This window comes from Vagococcus martis, from assembly GCF_002026305.1.
GTDB classification, from domain to species: domain Bacteria; phylum Bacillota; class Bacilli; order Lactobacillales; family Vagococcaceae; genus Vagococcus; species Vagococcus martis.
In genome coordinates, this window is the sequence record NZ_MVAB01000001.1 from 1729477 (window position 1) to 1747414 (window position 17938).

The window sequence follows — 17938 nt, forward strand, 5'->3', positions numbered from 1 at the left end:
ATACTCAATTTATCAATTAAAAGGAGATGAGATAATGAAAAAACGAAGTGTAAAAAATGTATTAGTTTCTATAGCAATTTCAACAATTGTAGTGGTTGGAGGAAGTAAAGTATTTGCAACAGATTTTGATCCAAATCTGACACTGTCGAATACAAATTGGCAAGGAACAAATGTTTATGATAAAGATGGTAATGATGTAACAGATTTAAATAGTAGCTTTATTGGTTTAGCTAAGTATGATAGTAAAACGAATCGCTATGAATTTTTTGATAAGTCTACTAGTGAGTCAAGAGGAGATAAAGGTGTATTCTTTGTGACACCAGATGGAAAAAAACGAATTTTAATTTCTCAAAGAGGTTATAATGCAGTTGTTGATATGGTCAGATTAGATAGTGATATGTTTACTTATAGAAGAGATGGTAAGCAAAAAAATGGTGAGACTGGACCAGTTTTTGTAGAACATGTGCCTTACAATAAAGAACTGACGTTTACCATTAATTTTCCAAATTTATCTCTTGAAACAGGGACTATTAAAAAAGATATTCCAGGGCGTAATATATTAAGCGCCACATTTTGGCAAGGAACTAAAGCACTTGATAGTAATGGTAATGATGTATCAGAGTATAATCAAGGTTATTTAGGTTTGGCTCGTTATGATAGTAAAACAGGTCGCTATGAATTCTTTAATAAAGAAACAGGAGAATCACGAGGAGATTATGGTTACTTTGATGTCATTAATGGTAATAAGGAAAGGACACATGTTGCTATTGGTAATACAATTAAATATGCCGCTACTTTAGAATTGACTGAATTAAACAATGAGCGTTTTACATATGAACGAGAAGGAAAAGATGCGAGTGGTAATGCTATTCGTATTACTGTCGAACATGAACCATATAAAGGAGCCTTTCCATTAGAATTCACATTACCAGAATCAGATGAAGTAATTGTGATGCCACCAATTAAATCGGATAGAGAAGATCAAGTTAATTCTAATGCTATTGTAAAAGTGGATAGTCCCACTGCAGCTGGAACAGTTAGATTTAGTGACACAGCAAATATTGATGCCAGTATTGAATTTGAAGATTTAAATACACAAAACAACCCAACTTCATTAAATGAGAAACAATCAGGAAAATCAAAAATTGAAGTAATTGATACAAGAACTGGTAGTGGTCAAAAAGATGAGTGGAGTGTTAGAACAAAGCTTACAGATGGTCCGTTTGGCAATAAAGGATTTTTATTAAATCGTTTAGGTATCATGTTAAATCCAACTACTAATGAACAATCATTAACAGTTAATAACTCCGTTAATCTACAAAATTCTGATGAACAAGAAATTTTTAAAGTAGGTTATCACGAAGGAAATACAGAATCAAAATCAGTTAACTTAAATCCACAACTTACGATTGGTGATGCTAAATTATTACAAACAGGCGTGTACGGAGCCAATGTGGTTTGGACGTTAACGCCTAAAGTTTAAAATGGTATTTATAAGAGTAGGGAAAATGGTTACTGATTGGAAGAAAAAAAGCTTATTAAGCATAGTATGGATTGGAATGTTATTCTTTATAGGTTTTACAGTAAATGATGAAGTGGTGTTGAGCGAGGAAATAACGAGTAAAGCAACAGTTAGAGTGATTAGACCAACTGAAACTAGTCGTACTAATAGTAAAAAAGAGCCTACTGACACTCACACTCAGTCAAATGTAGAATTACCCAAAACACGTGACACACAAGTACCAAAGATAGTAGGTATATTATACCTTGCTAGTTTGATAAGTTTTTTGCTAAGTAAAAAAGTAATAAAAAATAACAAGAGCTAACGGAAACTAAGGGGGACATAGAATGACCAAACTGTATAGAGGTAGATTACGTTTTATTATAAGCAATATGATAATCATTGTAGCGATTTTATTAGGAACAAAGCTGTCTATTGCAGCCTCAGGTACTTTTTATGTCCAACCTATTTTTCCTGATAATCAATTATCAGATGCATCCGATTATTACCATATTAAAGTGAATGAAGATGTAAAACAATCTTTTGACTTTATGATTGTGAATGAGAGTAGCGAGGATAAGGTATTTGATGTAAATGTGCTTGATGGCATGACGACCAGTTCAGGTGAAATTAGTTATAGTACAGATCATCCTTACGACGATAGTCAGATAATTAAACTTTCAGAAGTGATGTCAGGTAGTGGTGAAAAAACAGTCTCAGCTAATAGTTCTCTTAAAGTAGAAATGGCATTAGATTTATCGATAAATAAGTTTTCTGGTCAGCTTTTAGGTGCTATAAATATAACTGAAAAGCAAGATGACGCAAATAAAAATGGTGGTGTACAAAATCAATTTGCCTATAATATTCCGATAAAAATTGATGTGAATGAATTGACAATGCCAGCAAAAATGAGCTATAAAAAAATTGAAGTGAAAGAAGAGACAAATTCCTACGATTTAGTAGTAACACTCAGTAATACAAGCCCGTTAATTATTAGAGATTTATCTATTGAATATGATATTAAGTCAAAAAAAAGTAAACAATCTATTTTTAAGCAATCCGATACTCATTTAGAACTAGCACCTAACAGTCTATTTTCTCCCAAATTATCGTTAAAAGATACTGACATAAAATCAGGAGAATATACTATAAGTATTCATGCTATTTCTAAAGAAAGTCATATTGATGAAACATGGGAAGCTGATTTTTCTATTAACCGAGAACAAGCAAGTAATCTAAATAATGGCTTAGTTGTGTCAAATGATTCATCAAAAACATGGATTATACTAGGTATCGCGTTAGTTGTTATTCTCGTTATAGGATTTGTTGTTTATAAAAAAACTAGAACGAACAAAAAATAATAGAAAAACGTTAGAACAGATGAGTTTGCATAAAGAAACTCATTTGTTTTTTTGTGCTTATTAGTGAATTAGAAAACAAAATAATTTATTGACAAGAATAAAAGTTGACACATCAATGTTTGTATCTATATATAGTGTTTTTTGATTAAAAAATAAAATTAAAGCACTATATATAGTTGAAAAAAAGGAGGTGCTGGGATATGATAATAAGTGAATTCTTAAAAGGAGCACGATGATAATGATAGAGATAATTGAATTAAACGAAAAAGTGAGCAAAGGTCTAGATGAGATCAACCGAATAAATGTCATCAAAAGAGATGGCCGTGTTGTCGAATTTGATGCTAAAAAAATAACAGAAGCCTTATTAAAAGCTGAGAATAAAGTAAATGGTCCAGTTGATGAATTATCGACAAAAAAAATTGAAGCTCTTGTGCAAAAAATTGTATCAGAAATTAGTGAGCGTTTTTCTAAAGACGTCAAAATTTATGAGATACAAAATATTGTTGAACATATTTTACTGGAAAATAGAGAATACGCCCTTGCACAAGAATACATTAATTATCGAACTAAACGTGATTTTGAGAGAGCAGAATCAACGGATATTAATGTCACAATCGGTAAATTACTTGATAAGGATCAACGACTAGTCAATGAGAATGCGAATAAAGATAGTGATGTATTCAACACACAACGTGATTTGACAGCAGGGATTGTTGGAAAATCAATTGGCCTAAAATTATTGCCTTCTCATGTAGCAAATGCTCATCAAAAAGGTGAAATCCACTACCATGATTTAGATTATCATCCATACTCTCCAATGACGAATTGCTGTTTGATTGATTTTGAAAGCATGTTAAATAATGGCTTTAAAATAGGAAATGCTGAAGTGGAATCACCTAAGTCAATCCAAACAGCTACAGCACAAATTTCTCAAATCATTGCGAATGTGGCATCTAGTCAGTACGGTGGATGCTCGGCAGATCGAATTGACGAGTTTTTAGCACCTTTTGCGAAAAAAAACTATAAAAAACATTTAGAAGATGCGAAACAATGGATAGATGACGAGTCTAAGCATGATGAATATGCGAAACAAAAAACCAGCAAAGATATCTACGATTCTATGCAAAGTTTAGAATATGAAATTAATACACTATTTACTTCTAACGGTCAAACTCCTTTTACCTCGTTAGGTTTTGGTCTTGGAACAGATTGGTTTGAGAGAGAAATTCAACGTGCGATTTTCTTGAATCGTATTAAAGGACTTGGCGGGGAACATCGTACAGCGATTTTTCCAAAATTAATATTTACCATTAAAGATGGTGTGAATTTAAAACCGACAGACCCAAACTATGATATCAAAGAATTAGCATTAGAGTGTGCAACAAAAAGAATGTATCCTGATGTATTGAATTACGACAAAATTGTAGAATTGACGGGTAGTTTTAAAGTACCAATGGGATGTCGCTCATTTTTACAAGGCTGGAAAGATGAAACAGGAAAAGAAGTGAATGCTGGAAGAATGAATTTAGGTGTGGTGACACTTAATTTGCCACGCATTGCTTTGGAAGCCAGTGGTGATAGAGACAAGTTTTGGTCTTTACTAGATGAACGTTTAGCAATAGCAAAAGACGCGTTAGTTTTTCGTGTGAAGAGATGCATTGAAGCAACACCAGCTAATGCACCGATTTTATATATGTACGGGGCGTTTGGTGATAGATTGAATAAAAATGAGTCAGTTGATGAATTATTTAAAAATAAACGAGCAACTGTGTCACTTGGTTATATAGGGTTGTATGAAGTGGCTTCATCATTTTTTGGTGGGGAATGGGAAGACAATCCTGAGGCAAAAGAATTTACTTTAGAGATTTTAAAATATTTAAAACAACATACAGATTCATGGGGTGATGAGTATGGTTATCACTTTAGTGTGTATTCGACACCAAGTGAGAGTTTAACGGATCGTTTCTGTCGTTTAGACAAAGAAAAATTTGGTGAAATTGAAAATATTACAGATAAAGAATACTATACGAATAGTTTTCATTATGATGTAAGAAAAAATCCAACGCCTTTTGAAAAATTAGATTTTGAAAAAGATTATCCTAAATATTGTTCTGGAGGGTTTATTCACTATTGTGAGTATCCAGTCTTACAACAAAATAGAAAGGCATTAGAAGCTGTTTGGGATTATGCGTATGATAAGGTTGGCTACTTAGGGACTAATACCCCAATTGATCACTGTTATGAATGTGGTTTTGAAGGAGATTTTAATCCAACTGAACGTGGTTTTGAATGTCCACAATGCCACAATAATGACCCAAAAACATGTGATGTAGTAAAACGAACATGTGGCTACTTAGGTAACCCACAAGCAAGACCAATGGTTCATGGTCGTCACAAAGAAATTTCATCACGAGTAAAACATATGAAATAAAAAAGAGTGTCACACTCTTTTTTATTTTTTAAAGGAGTATAGAAATGAGAAATCCAAAACCAAAAGAGTGGGAATCTGCTAAATATAGTAAAGGGTACATTGCTGATTATAAACCATTTATGTTTGTTGATGGTGAGGGTGTTAGATGTAGTATTTATGTAAGTGGATGCTTATTTGCTTGTAAAGGCTGTTTTAATCGTGCGATTCAAAATTTTAACTACGGCACTCCTTATACAAAAGAATTGGAAGATAAAATTATTGAGGACTTATCTCATGATTATGTTCAAGGATTGACTTTATTAGGCGGAGAACCTTTTTTAAATACTGAAGTGTGTCTATCGCTAGTACAACGTGTTAGAGATGAATTCGGTTCGTCAAAAGATATTTGGTCTTGGTCTGGTTATACATTTGAAGAGTTATTGCAAGAAACAGATGATAAACTGGAATTACTTCGTTTGATTGACGTTTTGATAGATGGAAGGTTCGAATTAGATAAGAGAGATTTAACCTTACAATTTAGAGGTAGCAGTAATCAAAGAATTATAGACGTCGCAAAGTCGTTAGAAAAATCTAATGTAGTTATTTGGGAAAAATGTTTAGATAAGGAAGCATACTTTCGTTAAATTGGATGAATGCGTAATGTATTCATCTTTTTTTTACGATTTCATCCTTAAAAAGTTAAATTTATTTGTGATAATCAACCTATTAAAAATTAGGGGTGTTATACATGATAGTATTCGTTAATTTATCTCAAAAGAACACAGAAGCAACTCGACAAAAAGTAACAGCAAAACAAAAAATTATCGAACGATTAGAACCAACATTAGGGACAATTCCAATGTTAGAGTTCATTGATGATGATACTGTCACATCAGATAGTTTGTTTGAGCAACAATTTTACAATCAATCAGAAAAATCTGTTCCTTTATATAGCAATGAATTAGCAGACTATAGACTATTCATTGAAGGTAGTGACTCAGTCGTCATGTCATCTGATTTACTACAAGAAAACCAGATGTTTTATCAAACCTTATTTCAGAATAAAATAAGCCCCCAACGTATCGTATTTAGCGGAACAACTCCTGCGATAAAAATGGCTCTAGCTGGAGATGAAAAACCATATGCTTTGTGTTTAAAAAAAGATAGATTACCTGAATTATTATCATTGTCTGAAGAAACTCTAATAAATAGTATGCCCTCTGAATTACTAACAGATCCTTTATTTGAGGATGTGCCAATGGTATTTATTTATGACATTAACGGTAATGGGTATGTCATTCATCATGAGGAAATATTTCAGGTATTATGTAACGATGAGACTATAAAACAGGTTAATCATGAAGGAATGGTGTGCGGATTAGCGGCAGGACTATCTAATGAAGATAATTCAACAGAGGAGATAATAAAACAAGCTATTATTTGTTCAGTCGCAGCAAGAGATTGCGAAGATATTGTGTTTGATGAACATTTTTTTGTAGATAAAATTACTGTTGTGAAACTAGCTTAAAAGAGGTGGAGAACACCTCTTTTTTTATGGAATAAAATATCCTTGTTTAATTTTGGTTTGAATCCCAAAGTTCACGTCAAGAGACTTCATTTTTTTTCGTATGCGATTAATATTAACTGTTAAAGTATTGTCATCGACATAACGTTCATCTTTCCATAATTCACGAAGAAATATTTCGCGTTTGATCACTTTACCAGGCTGTTTAAACAAAATAACGAGTAAACGACATTCATTTTTACTTAATTCAATACAGTGATGTTGTGTTCTTAAAGTATTATTTTCAGTATCTAGAGTAAGCCCATTGTGAGAAAGGATAAATGGTGTTTGATGTTTAATGTAGTCGTATGTTCTTCTAAGAAGTGATGTGATTTTTACTAAAAGTAAATCAGTCACAAATGGTATGCTAAGGTAATCATCAGCTCCGGCTTCAATAGCTAGTTTTTGTTCAGTAATAGTATTGTTATCAGAAAGAAAGATGATAGGGATAGTTGATTGTTTTCTGATTTCTTGACACCAAAAGAATCCATCCATTTGATTTAAATCAACATTCATGATAATTAATTGTGGTTGTTTTTCATTGATTGTATCAAATAAAAAATCATCAGAAGTTGCGGATATAACATGATAGCCATTCTTCGTTAAAAGCTGTGTAAGTGTTTTTTTTAATGCATGGTTAGGTTCAATCAACATAATCGTCATAATATCGCTCCCTTAATTAACTTCTTGATTTATATTATAAATAAATTGATAAAGTGAGACATAGGTCTTAAGGTCGAAAAATCAATCAGTCTTTTTATTTTCTAAAGCCTATCTTTTTATATTTCCCATAATAATGTTATACTAAAATCAGTGAAAAATTTAAAAGAGGTGACTAGTTTGTTAGATAAAAAAGAAGAACTATTTTTAAAAGAATTAACAGATGCAAAAGGTGTACCTGGAAACGAAACACAGGTAACTGAAATCTTTAAAAAATATGCCGAACCATATGCTGATAAAGTATTATTTGATGGGTTAGGTGGTATTAACGCACGTCATATTGGCGAAAAAGAAGGACCGCGTGTCTTAATTTCTGGTCACATGGACGAAGTTGGTTTCATGGTAACTAAAATCACTGATAAAGGATTTATCGAATTTCAAACATTAGGTGGTTGGTGGGGACAAGTTATGTTGGCTCAACAAGTGACCATCACAACATCAACAGGTAAAGAAATTCATGGCGTGATTGGATCGAAACCACCACACGTATTATCGGCTGAAGCAAGAAAGCAACCATATGAGATAGCTGATATGTTTATTGATATTGGTGCCGCAAGTAAAGAAGAAGCAACTGAGTGGGGCATTAAACCTGGTGATATGGTAACACCTTTCATCGAATACAAACGTTTAAATGATTCAAAATACTTATTAGCCAAAGCTTGGGACAATCGAATTGGAACGGCTGTGTCATTAAAAGTGTTAGAAAATTTAGCTAAAGAAGGTCACCCAAATATTTTGTTTGCAGGAAGTAACGTGCAAGAAGAAGTTGGATTACGCGGAGCAAGAACTAGCACGCATTTAGTCAATCCAGATATTGCATTTGCTCTTGATACAGGTACAGCTGGAGATACTCCAGGGATGACACCAAAAGAAGCAGATTCTGTGTTAGGTGAAGGGCCACAGATTTTAATTTTTGATGCGTCAATGATTCCACACAGAAAATTACGTGATTTTGTCATTGATGTGGCAGAAGAACTGGATATTCCATTCCAATACACTGTTATCACAGGTGGAGGAACAGATGCTGGTATGCAACACTTAACACGTAATGGGGTACCATCACTTGCGATTACAGTGGCAACTCGTTACTTACATTCACATACATCTATTATTCATGAAGATGATTATTTGAATACAGTGAAGTTAGTGACAGAAGTAGTAAAACGACTAGATGCTGATAAAGTGAAAGAGTTAACGTCGTACTAATCTAAACTAAACAGGTGCTTTGAAAAGAGTATCTGTTTATTTTTTTATAAAAACAAAATTGTATCAAAAAAGCAGCTTTTAGATAGGTTTTAGGGATTATTTTGGGAAATATATTAAACTATTTGTATCTTTTATTGACTCGTCGTAGGATATTATTGTATGGAAAGGAAGTCGTGTAATGAAAATTACGGTACTAGGTTTTTGGGGAGGCTATCCCTATAAAGGAGAAGGCACCACATCATATCTTGTTCAATCGGATGATTTTTCACTATTATTGGATGCGGGAAGTTCCACGTTAATTCGATTAGAAGAAAAACTTGATCCGTTAACGTTAGATGCGGTGCTTTTAACACATTATCATCATGATCATATTGCAGATTTAGGTGTTTTACAATATTTACGTCAATTAAAACCAACAAAACCTGTGGAAGAATTGCCGATATATGGTCATACTGAAAACATGGAAAAATTTAATGATCTAACCATGACAGGTATTTCAAAAGGCATTGCCTATCATGAAACACAAGAGCTTGAACTTGGTCCATTCCTAATAACGTTTAAACGCACGATTCATCCTGTACCATGTTTTGCTACTAGAGTTGTGGAGAAGAAGACGGGAAAAGTATTTGTTTTTACAGCAGATACAGGCTATTTAGATGGGTTGTCTGATTTTTGTCAGAAGGCTGATTTATTGATTACAGACACATATTTCTTAGAAGGAAATGAAAATCATAAAGCACATCTAACAACAAAAGAAACGGGAGAACTAGCTAAAGAATCAAACGTGTCACAAGTTGTGATTAGTCACTTAAATCAATCTCTAGCTTTAGAAGATGTTTTGTCACAGACACAATATTATGCAGGAGATATTCCAGTTCAGTTAGCAAAAATTAATTTAACTATTACATTATAAGGAGTTGTACCCATGATTTATGTATCAAATGAAGAAATAACAGACCCAAGAATTAACTTAGCGATTGAAACGTATTTAGTGCAAGAGATGCCACTAGATGAGCCCATTTTATTATTCTATATAAATGAACCATCAATTATTATTGGACGTAATCAAAATACAATTGAAGAAATCAATGTTGATTATGTTGAAGATAATGGTATCCATGTGGTTCGTCGCCTAAGTGGTGGTGGTGCTGTTTATCACGATGAAGGAAACTTGAACTTTAGCTTTATTATGCCAGATGACGGCGAATCGTTTAGAAATTTTGGTAAAGTAACACAACCAATCATTGATGCTTTACACGAGCTAGGTGTAGAAGGAGCAGAGTTAAAGGGACGAAACGATTTAGTTATCGATGATAAAAAATTCTCTGGAAATGCGATGTATGCCACAAATGGTCGTATGTTTGCTCATGGCACGTTGATGTTTGATAGTGATGTAAACGAAGTAGTTAATGCATTAAAGGTGAGAAAAGATAAAATTGAGTCAAAAGGCATTAAATCAATCCGATCTCGAGTGACAAATATCAAACCATTTTTATCTGATGAGTATCAATATATGTCTACAAAAGATTTTAGAAAAGAAATTCTATTAAAAATATTTGATACAACAGAGATTAATGATGTGAATGAATACAAACTAACAGAAGAAGATTGGAAAAAAATCAATGCGATTTCGGATAAATTATACCGTAATTGGGATTGGAATTACGGTCGTTCGCCTGAATTTGATATCGTTCGTCGTAAGAGATTCCCGATAGGTTCTATTGAAGCTAAAATGAATGTGTCTGATGGTGAGATTAAAGATATTCGTATCTTTGGTGATTTCTTCGGCCTAGGTCAAATTACAGATGTCGAAACTATTTTAACCGGTGTTAAATATGATAAAGAGTCGATAACAAAAGCAGTTGAAGAAATAGATGTCAAAAAATATTTTGGTAATATTGAAGTAACAGATTTAATTGAATTATTATATTAACAAATAAAGGCTCTATGTCAAATCGTGTTGATGGACAATAATATTGATGAAAAAGTCTCAAAAATAAAATAGAATTAATTGAAGTGAGGGAAGAAATTCTCTCGCTTTTTTATTTAACCTGAAAAACTTGATTTTGAATCAAAAAGATACGTCGTTTGAATAGTAGAAAGTTTCGATAGCCATAGGCAACACGTTTAATCACTTTAATTTTATTGTTAATGCCTTCTAAGAAACCATTTGAATAGGAGTATTTAAAGGCATTCATGACTCCTTGGGAGAACTTACCAAATATCTTGAATTTATCTTTAAAATACTTTGGTAATTCAACAGGTATCTTTGAACATAACTCTAAAAATAAAACATAATCGTTGGTTCTATAAGCATACTTCAATTCTTGCATAAAATGATACGCTTTTTTTAATAGAGAACTATAAGAAAGTAACTCATCTACCAATTCGGTAGATGACATATTTCTCTTGAATAAAGGACGATAATAAAAGTGTTTATAGTTTAATTCAAAACTGTCCTTTAAAAGGAGTTTCCAATAACGCTTTAATCTTCGATACTGCTTTCCTTCCTCTTGATTGTGGCGTTTTAGTTGATTCATTTCTTTTATTCTTAAGGTGTTGAAAGATCGGTTAATATGTTGAATAATATGAAATCGATCTGTGACGATTTCGGCGTTTGGAAAGACTGTTTTTAATAGTTGACCGTAACTTGCATTCATGTCCATGACCAAAAATCTTACTTTTAGACGTGATTTTCTGGAATACTTCATAAAGTAAGAAACCAACTTATGCAATCTTTTATCAGGTAAGATATCGATTATTTTTTTAGATGCCGCATCAGCACAAATAAAGCTCATTCCAGCATGACAATCAGAAGTAGAGCTAAACTCATCTACACAAAGAGCTGTGGGCAAGAAGTTAAAATTAGGTTGCTGATTATTCGTAAATGATACTAACACACGTTTAACAGTATTTTCAGAGACACTGTGGTATTCTGCGATTTTTTTACGTGATTGATTCTCTTTTAAGTCAAAGGCAATTTGGTATTTAAGCTGTTTAGAAATTTGACAATAGTCATCTACTAGAGAAGTAGAAGCACTGAAAGTTGATCCACAGTTTCTACAAAGGTAACGTTCTCTGTGAAGTTTTAGATAAGTTGGGCGACGTTCAACTTCAGGCAATTGACTAATGGTTTGATACGTTCCATTTTTAACGGATTGATAACATCCACATTTCTTGCATTGCTTATCTTTATTCACTAATCTTCCTGTAATCATGTTAACTGAGCGGTTGTTTCTCGCTTCGCGAGACAACCAATCCTCATTAAAAATAAGAGAATCATCTGTTAAATTGAGTAGTTTTCTTGTATTATTATCCATAGGGGTATTCTCCTTTGTAATGTTAGTTATAGTCGACTTAATTTTACCAATAAGAATGCCCCTTTTTCTATGCCTAAAATAAAAAATCGCATTGATAGAATTTAATCTATCAACACGATTTAGTGTACAGCCCAAATAAAAAGCGAAACTCGGTTTATGAGTTTCGCTTTTTTGTTATTTAGTTGATTCTGTTGTTTCTTCCTTACTAGAATCTGTCGATTTAGTTTCTGAAGATTTGCTTTCTTTAGAATCAGAAGTTTTACTTTCACTTGTTTTTGTTTCTTTTTGTGGTAAATAAGGAGTTAAAATATCTTTATATTGAGAATCTTTTATTTTAACATTTGCTTTATCTAATTCTTTACCAATAACTTCTTGTTGGAATGTAGCATCTGCAATTTTAGTTTGCTCGAAGATTTCTTTTAATTCTTTTTCATAAGGTTTATAATCATTACCTTTTTGTTTGTTTTTAACCATTTTTACAATGTAGTAAACATCTGCTCCTGTTTGTTGATTTTGAACAGTAATTAAATCAGAAACTTTGTCATTCTCTAATTTATAAGCAGCCTCTTTCACCTCGTTAGGTACAGTGACACCAGCAGGTTCAGTTGTTGTTGTCGAATCAAATTTTACTTTTCCACCATCTTCTTTAGTAGTAGTATCGTGAGAGTCACTTTTCGCAACTTTTGTAAAATCTTCCCCATCATTTACTTTTTTCAATGCTTTTTCAGCATCTTCTTTAGAATCAAAAGACATAATTTGAGTTTCTACTTGTGGGTGGTATGTTTTCCAAGTTTCTTTAAGGTCAGCATCCGTTACTTTGATATGAGATTTTAACATTTCTGTAAAGGCTAAACTTTGTTTAATATTTTCCTTGAATTGTTTTGCTGTCATATTGTTTTGTTTTAACAATGCTTCAAATTGTTTTTTACCACCATTTTGTTCTTCGTAAGATGCATATTGTTTATCAATTTCTTTTTGGTCTACTTTATTGCCATAGTCATCTAATGTGATTTTTTGAATAATCATGTTCACTAGAGTTTCAGATGAAGTTGAGCTTTTCTTTAACTCATCAAAAAATTGAGTGTCAGTAATTTTACCGCCTTTCATTGTAACGATATCCTTACCGCCTGAACACCCTGCTAATGTAATCATGCTAAGCAACGCAACAGCTGCTAATTTAAATTTCTTGTTTTTCATGTTGAGTCTCCAATCTAGTTTTCAGTAAAAATTATGAATTATCATAAACATGTTTATTATTATACCATAAAAAGAATTAAACAAAATACCTATTCAAAAAAGTTAAGTAGAATTTATAAATTATTTAAAACTTTATTGTTCAAGAGCTTCTTTGAAATCGTTTATATCTTGCTCTATTTTAGCTAATTGTTCTTTCATTTTTTCTAGGCGTGGCTTTGCTTTAAATTCAAATTTCTTAATACTTTTTTTAGTTTCTTTTTCAAAAGTAGGTAATAATTCTTGAGATAGAGCAGTTAATTGATTTGCTTGAACTTTAGTTGTATCAAGCTGATTACTTAACGATAAAAGAAAATGAATGTTTTCTTCTATTTTATTAGTCATCAATCGTTGGGTTTCTTTTCCGGATCTAGGAGCAAGTAAGAGAGCTGCACCACCACATAGAGCACCACCTATTAAAAAACCTTTGATAAACTTTTTGCCAGAAAATTGTTTTTTAATTTCTTTTTTTCCCACTATAAAATCTCCTTGTTAATTGATTGAGCGATTGTTGCCATATCATTTGTCGTATATTTAGAGCCATTATCTGCAAACGTCATTGAAAAATCATCTTCTTTTCCGTATCGTGGAATGAGGTGGATATGTGAGTGAAACACGCTTTGGTAAGCAGCTTCTTTGTTATTATTCACGATGTTTAATCCAACAACATCTGGAAAAGCTTTTTCAATCGCACGAGCAATTTTAGGAACTCTAGCAAATACTTCTGCTGCTAGTTTTTCATCGTATTCAAAGATATCTGTTACATGTTTTTTAGGAATGATCAATGTGTGTCCCTTAGTTGTTTGTGTAATATCTAAAAAGGCATATACCATCTCATCTTCATAAACCGGATAGCTAGGTATCTCTTTTTCTATTATTTTACAAAAAAGACAATCTGTCATACTTTATTCCTCCTAATTTGATTGGATTTTAGCTACAGTGTACCACTATAACAATTGATTTGAAAGTTTGGAGAGATGAGATTAAAAAAAAGCAAGTAAATGAACGAATTATGATATAATTATTCTAGTATATATTGGAGGAAAAATAATGAGTTTAAAAATAGAAAACTTAACAGGAGGCTACGGTCATGTTCCTGTATTAAAATCGGTTGATTTTGAAGTGAAATCTGGAGAGATGGTTGGTTTAATCGGCCTTAACGGTGCGGGTAAAAGTACTACGATCAAACATATTATTGGCCTTTTAAATGCACAAAAAGGAAAAATTACAATTGATGATGAGACGATTTTTAGTGCACCAGACTCTTATCGAAAGAAAATTGGATTTATTCCAGAAAGTCCAATATTGTATGATGAATTGACATTGAGAGAACACATTGAAGTAACCGCTATGGCTTATGACATTCCAAAAGATGAGGCATTAGAAAGAGCGGAGTATCTATTAAAACTATTCCGTTTAGATAATAAATTAGATTGGTTTCCAACTCACTTTTCAAAAGGGATGAAACAAAAAGTGATGGTTTTGTGTGCCTTTTTAACTAAACCAAGTTTGTATATCATCGACGAACCATTTCTAGGATTGGATCCATTAGCAATTAATGCTTTACTTGAATTAATGAATGAAATGAAAAAACAAGGGGCAGCAATTTTGATGTCAACACATATTTTAGCGACTGCAGAAATATATTGTGACAGATTTGTTGTCTTACATAATGGTGAAGTTAGAGCAAATGGTACGATGGAGGAGTTACGTGAAGAGTTTCATCTACCAGGTTCTTCTTTAGATGATATTTATCTATCCCTCACAAAAGAGGAGGAGAACTAATGTTAGATTTTTATAAGTTACGACTGGCTAAACATCAAAAAAGAATGCTCAAATATTTAAAATATGTTATGAATGACCATTTTATTTTAATCTGTATGGTAGGTTTAGGTGGTTTTGGCTACTATTATTCTGAATATTTAAAGACCTTGACGCCAGCAGTGTCATGGATGCCAATTGTCGTTGGATTAGTCTGGTTTATTAGTTTATTTGTGGGAAGGTTAAGCACGTTAATGCAAGAAGCAGATGCTGTCTTTTTAATACCAAAAGAAAGAGCGATGACAAACTACTTAAAAAGAGGGCTGAACTATTCAACCATTTTTCCGGCTATTGCGATATCATTAATTGTTGGTGTAACATTTCCGTTAGTGGCTATTACCAAGTCAGTTGATTTTTCTATGACACTATTTATTATAGCTAGTTTATTAGCTTTAAAATATGCAGATCTTTGGATTCAATTAGAATCAATGTATCTTGATTCTGGACAAAACGTAACAACTCACCGAATCATTTGGATAGTAGGGGCAATTGGAAGTTTATTTTGCAGTTTGTATGTGTCATATTTTATTGGTGTGATGATAGCATTTGTTATCAGTATGATATTAGTGATGTTGAGTAAAAAAACACTTGAAAGTAGCCAATTAAACTGGGAAAAAAGTATTCAATTTGAGAGAAAACGTATGAAACGTCTTTATTCGTTCTTTAACTTATTTACAGATGTACCAGGGTTGTCATCTGATGTACGTCGTAGAAAATATTTAGATGGCTTGCTAAATCGAATGAAAAAAACATCAGAGAATACGTATCTTTATCTATATGCCAGAGTAGTAGCTCGAGGTTCTGAGTATAGTAGTTTAACGATTCGTTTAATTCTTGTCGGGATGGTCTTGTTGTTTTTTACTAAGTCATTTTGGTTGATGGCAATATTAGGTAGTTTGTTTATTTATTTATTAGGATTTCAATTGATACCAATGTATCACGCCTTTGATTATATGTTAATGACGCAATTATATCCTATCTCATATAAATTAAAGCACAATGCAGTTTTATTTATTATTAGAAGTGTCATTGGTATCATGACATTGATATTTAGTCTAGTAGTAGTAGTTGCTTTGCCAAATAAGCTAGATGGTATTAAACTAGCTTTAGTATTTGTTATGGTATTTGTTTTATTATCTTGGAGTTACTTACCAATGAAACTAAAAAAAATGGAAAAAATGGAAAATAGGTGAAAAACTTAATAGAAAATATGTTATACTGAGTTTTCGAAATAGGTCAGCGAAACGATGGTAAAGGTGAGTAAAGGATAATGATGGAGAGTAATGAACATGTTTAATTTTGATAAAGCCTGGAATCTCCAACCAATCAAAGGAGATACCGGAAAAGCTTATAAGGGTATGAAGGAAAATGAGAGAGTCTTTATTAAGCGTAATTCAACTCCTTTTTTGGCCGCATTATCTCGTGAAGGATTAACACCAAAATTGCTTTGGACAAAAAGGACAAGTAATGGCGACATACTGACTGCACAAGAATGGTTAGAAGGACGGCAATTAGAGGTAGATGAGATTTCTGATAATGAAGATGTTGCACATATGTTGCACTATTTACATCAATCAGAATCACTGAAGTCAATGTTGAAGAGAATGGACGGTGCAGAAAAGTCAGTTTTTGATTTTTTACAAGATTATATAACTAATCTACCTAAAGACTTAAAAGAGGATGACTATTTGATGCGAGTATTTCGTCATTTAGAAAATCATCTACCGCCTTATACATCGGTTCAATTTGTTGCGTGTCATGGGGATGCGATACATAATAACTGGATGCTTGCGTCTAATGGGGAATTATATTTAGTAGATTGGGATTATTCTGTTTTATCGGATCCAGCCTATGATTTAGGAACAATTCTTGGACAATATGTTTCTAAAGAGAGTTGGCCAGATTGGCTACAGGTATACGGCATCAGAGTTGATGATGAGCTACTAGAGCGAGTCCATTGGTATGCTGGTATGAATTTGTTGCAACAAATTAAAAGAAGCTACCATAGAGAAGAGTTTAAACAAATGTCTAGCTATGTTTCTCTATTAAAAAAAATATATGATATTTAAGTAGCTCTTTGACTTTATGTCAAGGGGCTATTTTATAGAAAGGAAAAAACGATGCGTTTAAGAAACAAACCAGGAGCAATGGATACAATTATAGCTAATCCACAGTATATTTTGACTGATGGTAGCCAGTGGAGAGGAAAATGGCAAGACCGTTTTGAAAAAGAGCAACCAATTCATATTGAAGTGGGAAGTGGAAAAGGCCAATTTATTGTGGAGATGGCAAAAGCTCATCCTGATATCAATTATATTAGTATCGAACTTCAAACGAACGCCATGATATCAGTACTAGAAAAACAATTAGAGGAAAAACTACCCAATTTACAGTTGTTACTAGTTAATGGAGCTGATTTAACTGACTTTTTTGCAGATGGTGAAGTGTCTCAAGTCTATTTAAACTTTTCAGATCCATGGCCAAAGAAAAAACATGAAAAACGTCGCTTAACGTTTAAAACATTTTTGAAAACATATGAAACTATCTCTAAACCAAACGCTCAGCTTCATTTTAAAACAGATAATCAAGGGTTGTTTGAGTATTCACTAGCAAGTCTGTCGCAATATGGGATGACTTTAAATCAAGTTTGGCTAGATCTACATCATAGTGATTATGAAGGAAACATCATGACCGAATATGAAGAAAAATTTTCAGCCAAAGGGCAGCCTATTTATCGTTTAGAAGCGACATTTAATAATAACGCCGATTGTAAAATTAAGCTAGACAACTAAAAAATCATTT

18 protein-coding genes are annotated in these 17938 nt (G+C 32.6%); 13 read left to right on the top strand and 5 right to left on the bottom strand.

Translation table 11 applies throughout. The features are described 5' to 3' along the window. Window positions 1-34 precede the first annotated feature (34 nt). The 6 genes from BW731_RS08375 (at window position 35) to BW731_RS08400 (ending at window position 6800) form a co-directional block, all read left to right on the top strand. Window positions 35-1483: a DUF4822 domain-containing protein gene (locus tag BW731_RS08375; protein ID WP_079347287.1), complete on the top strand. Its 1449-nt coding sequence runs from the start codon at window positions 35-37 to the stop codon at window positions 1481-1483. Between the two features lie 25 nt (window positions 1484-1508). Next, the gene (locus tag BW731_RS08380; RefSeq protein WP_079347288.1) at window positions 1509-1826 is read left to right on the top strand and encodes a hypothetical protein; all 318 of its coding nucleotides are present in this window, start codon (window positions 1509-1511) and stop codon (window positions 1824-1826) included. Window positions 1827-1848: 22 nt separating this feature from the next. Next, window positions 1849-2862: a DUF3324 domain-containing protein gene (locus BW731_RS08385; protein ID WP_079347290.1), complete on the top strand. Its 1014-nt coding sequence runs from the start codon at window positions 1849-1851 to the stop codon at window positions 2860-2862. 238 nt (window positions 2863-3100) lie between these two features. After that, entirely contained in the window at window positions 3101-5293 is a 2193-nt protein-coding gene (gene nrdD / locus BW731_RS08390) for an anaerobic ribonucleoside-triphosphate reductase (RefSeq protein WP_079347292.1), read from the top strand. Window positions 5294-5337: 44 nt separating this feature from the next. Next, window positions 5338-5916: an anaerobic ribonucleoside-triphosphate reductase activating protein gene (nrdG, locus tag BW731_RS08395; protein ID WP_079347294.1), complete on the top strand. Its 579-nt coding sequence runs from the start codon at window positions 5338-5340 to the stop codon at window positions 5914-5916. Between the two features lie 104 nt (window positions 5917-6020). Beyond that, entirely contained in the window at window positions 6021-6800 is a 780-nt protein-coding gene (locus tag BW731_RS08400) for a hypothetical protein (RefSeq protein WP_079347296.1), read from the top strand. 24 nt (window positions 6801-6824) lie between these two features. Here the strand turns inward: BW731_RS08400 and BW731_RS08405 are convergent, their stop codons facing one another. Next, complete coding sequence (locus BW731_RS08405) at window positions 6825-7499, bottom strand: response regulator transcription factor (RefSeq protein WP_079347298.1); 675 nt, start codon at window positions 7497-7499, stop codon at window positions 6825-6827. Between the two features lie 177 nt (window positions 7500-7676). Here BW731_RS08405 and BW731_RS08410 point away from each other — a divergent pair, with 177 nt between their 5' ends. The 3 genes from BW731_RS08410 to BW731_RS08420 all read left to right on the top strand — a co-directional run bounded on the left by BW731_RS08410 (window position 7677) and on the right by BW731_RS08420 (window position 10695). Beyond that, window positions 7677-8762: a M42 family metallopeptidase gene (locus BW731_RS08410; RefSeq protein ID WP_079347299.1), complete on the top strand. Its 1086-nt coding sequence runs from the start codon at window positions 7677-7679 to the stop codon at window positions 8760-8762. A 178-nt stretch (window positions 8763-8940) separates the two neighbouring features. Beyond that, on the top strand, window positions 8941-9675 hold the full coding sequence (locus tag BW731_RS08415) for an MBL fold metallo-hydrolase (RefSeq protein WP_079347301.1): 735 nt from the start codon (window positions 8941-8943) through the stop codon (window positions 9673-9675). Between the two features lie 12 nt (window positions 9676-9687). Beyond that, window positions 9688-10695, top strand: a complete 1008-nt coding sequence (locus tag BW731_RS08420) for a lipoate--protein ligase (RefSeq protein ID WP_079347303.1) — start codon at window positions 9688-9690, stop codon at window positions 10693-10695. 109 nt (window positions 10696-10804) lie between these two features. Here the strand turns inward: BW731_RS08420 and BW731_RS08425 are convergent, their stop codons facing one another. The 4 genes from BW731_RS08425 to BW731_RS08440 form a co-directional block, all read right to left on the bottom strand. After that, entirely contained in the window at window positions 10805-12082 is a 1278-nt protein-coding gene (locus tag BW731_RS08425; protein ID WP_079347305.1) for an ISL3 family transposase, read from the bottom strand. A gap of 174 nt (window positions 12083-12256) precedes the next feature. Then, complete coding sequence (locus BW731_RS08430; RefSeq protein ID WP_079347307.1) at window positions 12257-13279, bottom strand: peptidylprolyl isomerase; 1023 nt, start codon at window positions 13277-13279, stop codon at window positions 12257-12259. Window positions 13280-13411: 132 nt separating this feature from the next. Beyond that, a complete protein-coding gene (locus BW731_RS08435) occupies window positions 13412-13792 on the bottom strand; it encodes a YtxH domain-containing protein (protein WP_158080186.1) in 381 nt (126 codons plus the stop codon). Then, window positions 13792-14217: an HIT family protein gene (locus tag BW731_RS08440; RefSeq protein ID WP_079347311.1), complete on the bottom strand. Its 426-nt coding sequence runs from the start codon at window positions 14215-14217 to the stop codon at window positions 13792-13794. Before BW731_RS08440 ends, BW731_RS08435 begins: the two co-directional genes overlap by 1 nt. A 148-nt stretch (window positions 14218-14365) precedes the next feature. Here BW731_RS08440 and BW731_RS08445 point away from each other — a divergent pair, with 148 nt between their 5' ends. The 4 genes from BW731_RS08445 to trmB all read left to right on the top strand — a co-directional run bounded on the left by BW731_RS08445 (window position 14366) and on the right by trmB (window position 17928). Continuing rightward, on the top strand, window positions 14366-15100 hold the full coding sequence (locus tag BW731_RS08445; RefSeq protein WP_079347312.1) for an ABC transporter ATP-binding protein: 735 nt from the start codon (window positions 14366-14368) through the stop codon (window positions 15098-15100). Next, entirely contained in the window at window positions 15100-16329 is a 1230-nt protein-coding gene (locus BW731_RS08450) for an ABC transporter permease (RefSeq protein WP_079347313.1), read from the top strand. The genes BW731_RS08445 and BW731_RS08450 overlap by 1 nt, the downstream gene beginning before the upstream one ends. A 90-nt stretch (window positions 16330-16419) precedes the next feature. Then, entirely contained in the window at window positions 16420-17205 is a 786-nt protein-coding gene (locus BW731_RS08455; protein WP_079347315.1) for a phosphotransferase family protein, read from the top strand. Window positions 17206-17256: 51 nt separating this feature from the next. Continuing rightward, on the top strand, window positions 17257-17928 hold the full coding sequence (trmB, locus tag BW731_RS08460; protein ID WP_079347317.1) for a tRNA (guanosine(46)-N7)-methyltransferase TrmB: 672 nt from the start codon (window positions 17257-17259) through the stop codon (window positions 17926-17928). The last annotated feature ends 10 nt before the right edge of the window (window positions 17929-17938 follow it).

What these genes read in the sequence shown, in the direction of transcription:
- BW731_RS08375 (WP_079347287.1), top strand. Translation starts at nt 35, where the DNA reads ATGAAAAAACGAAGTGTAAAAAATGTATTAGTTTCTATAGCAATTTCA.
- BW731_RS08380 (WP_079347288.1), top strand. Translation starts at nt 1,509, where the DNA reads ATGGTTACTGATTGGAAGAAAAAAAGCTTATTAAGCATAGTATGGATT.
- BW731_RS08385 (WP_079347290.1), top strand. Translation starts at nt 1,849, where the DNA reads ATGACCAAACTGTATAGAGGTAGATTACGTTTTATTATAAGCAATATG.
- nrdD (WP_079347292.1), top strand. Translation starts at nt 3,101, where the DNA reads ATGATAGAGATAATTGAATTAAACGAAAAAGTGAGCAAAGGTCTAGAT.
- nrdG (WP_079347294.1), top strand. Translation starts at nt 5,338, where the DNA reads ATGAGAAATCCAAAACCAAAAGAGTGGGAATCTGCTAAATATAGTAAA.
- BW731_RS08400 (WP_079347296.1), top strand. Translation starts at nt 6,021, where the DNA reads ATGATAGTATTCGTTAATTTATCTCAAAAGAACACAGAAGCAACTCGA.
- BW731_RS08405 (WP_079347298.1), bottom strand. Translation starts at nt 7,499, where the DNA reads ATGACGATTATGTTGATTGAACCTAACCATGCATTAAAAAAAACACTT.
- BW731_RS08415 (WP_079347301.1), top strand. Translation starts at nt 8,941, where the DNA reads ATGAAAATTACGGTACTAGGTTTTTGGGGAGGCTATCCCTATAAAGGA.
- BW731_RS08420 (WP_079347303.1), top strand. Translation starts at nt 9,688, where the DNA reads ATGATTTATGTATCAAATGAAGAAATAACAGACCCAAGAATTAACTTA.
- BW731_RS08425 (WP_079347305.1), bottom strand. Translation starts at nt 12,082, where the DNA reads ATGGATAATAATACAAGAAAACTACTCAATTTAACAGATGATTCTCTT.
- BW731_RS08430 (WP_079347307.1), bottom strand. Translation starts at nt 13,279, where the DNA reads ATGAAAAACAAGAAATTTAAATTAGCAGCTGTTGCGTTGCTTAGCATG.
- BW731_RS08440 (WP_079347311.1), bottom strand. Translation starts at nt 14,217, where the DNA reads ATGACAGATTGTCTTTTTTGTAAAATAATAGAAAAAGAGATACCTAGC.
- BW731_RS08445 (WP_079347312.1), top strand. Translation starts at nt 14,366, where the DNA reads ATGAGTTTAAAAATAGAAAACTTAACAGGAGGCTACGGTCATGTTCCT.
- BW731_RS08450 (WP_079347313.1), top strand. Translation starts at nt 15,100, where the DNA reads ATGTTAGATTTTTATAAGTTACGACTGGCTAAACATCAAAAAAGAATG.
- BW731_RS08455 (WP_079347315.1), top strand. Translation starts at nt 16,420, where the DNA reads ATGAACATGTTTAATTTTGATAAAGCCTGGAATCTCCAACCAATCAAA.
- trmB (WP_079347317.1), top strand. Translation starts at nt 17,257, where the DNA reads ATGCGTTTAAGAAACAAACCAGGAGCAATGGATACAATTATAGCTAAT.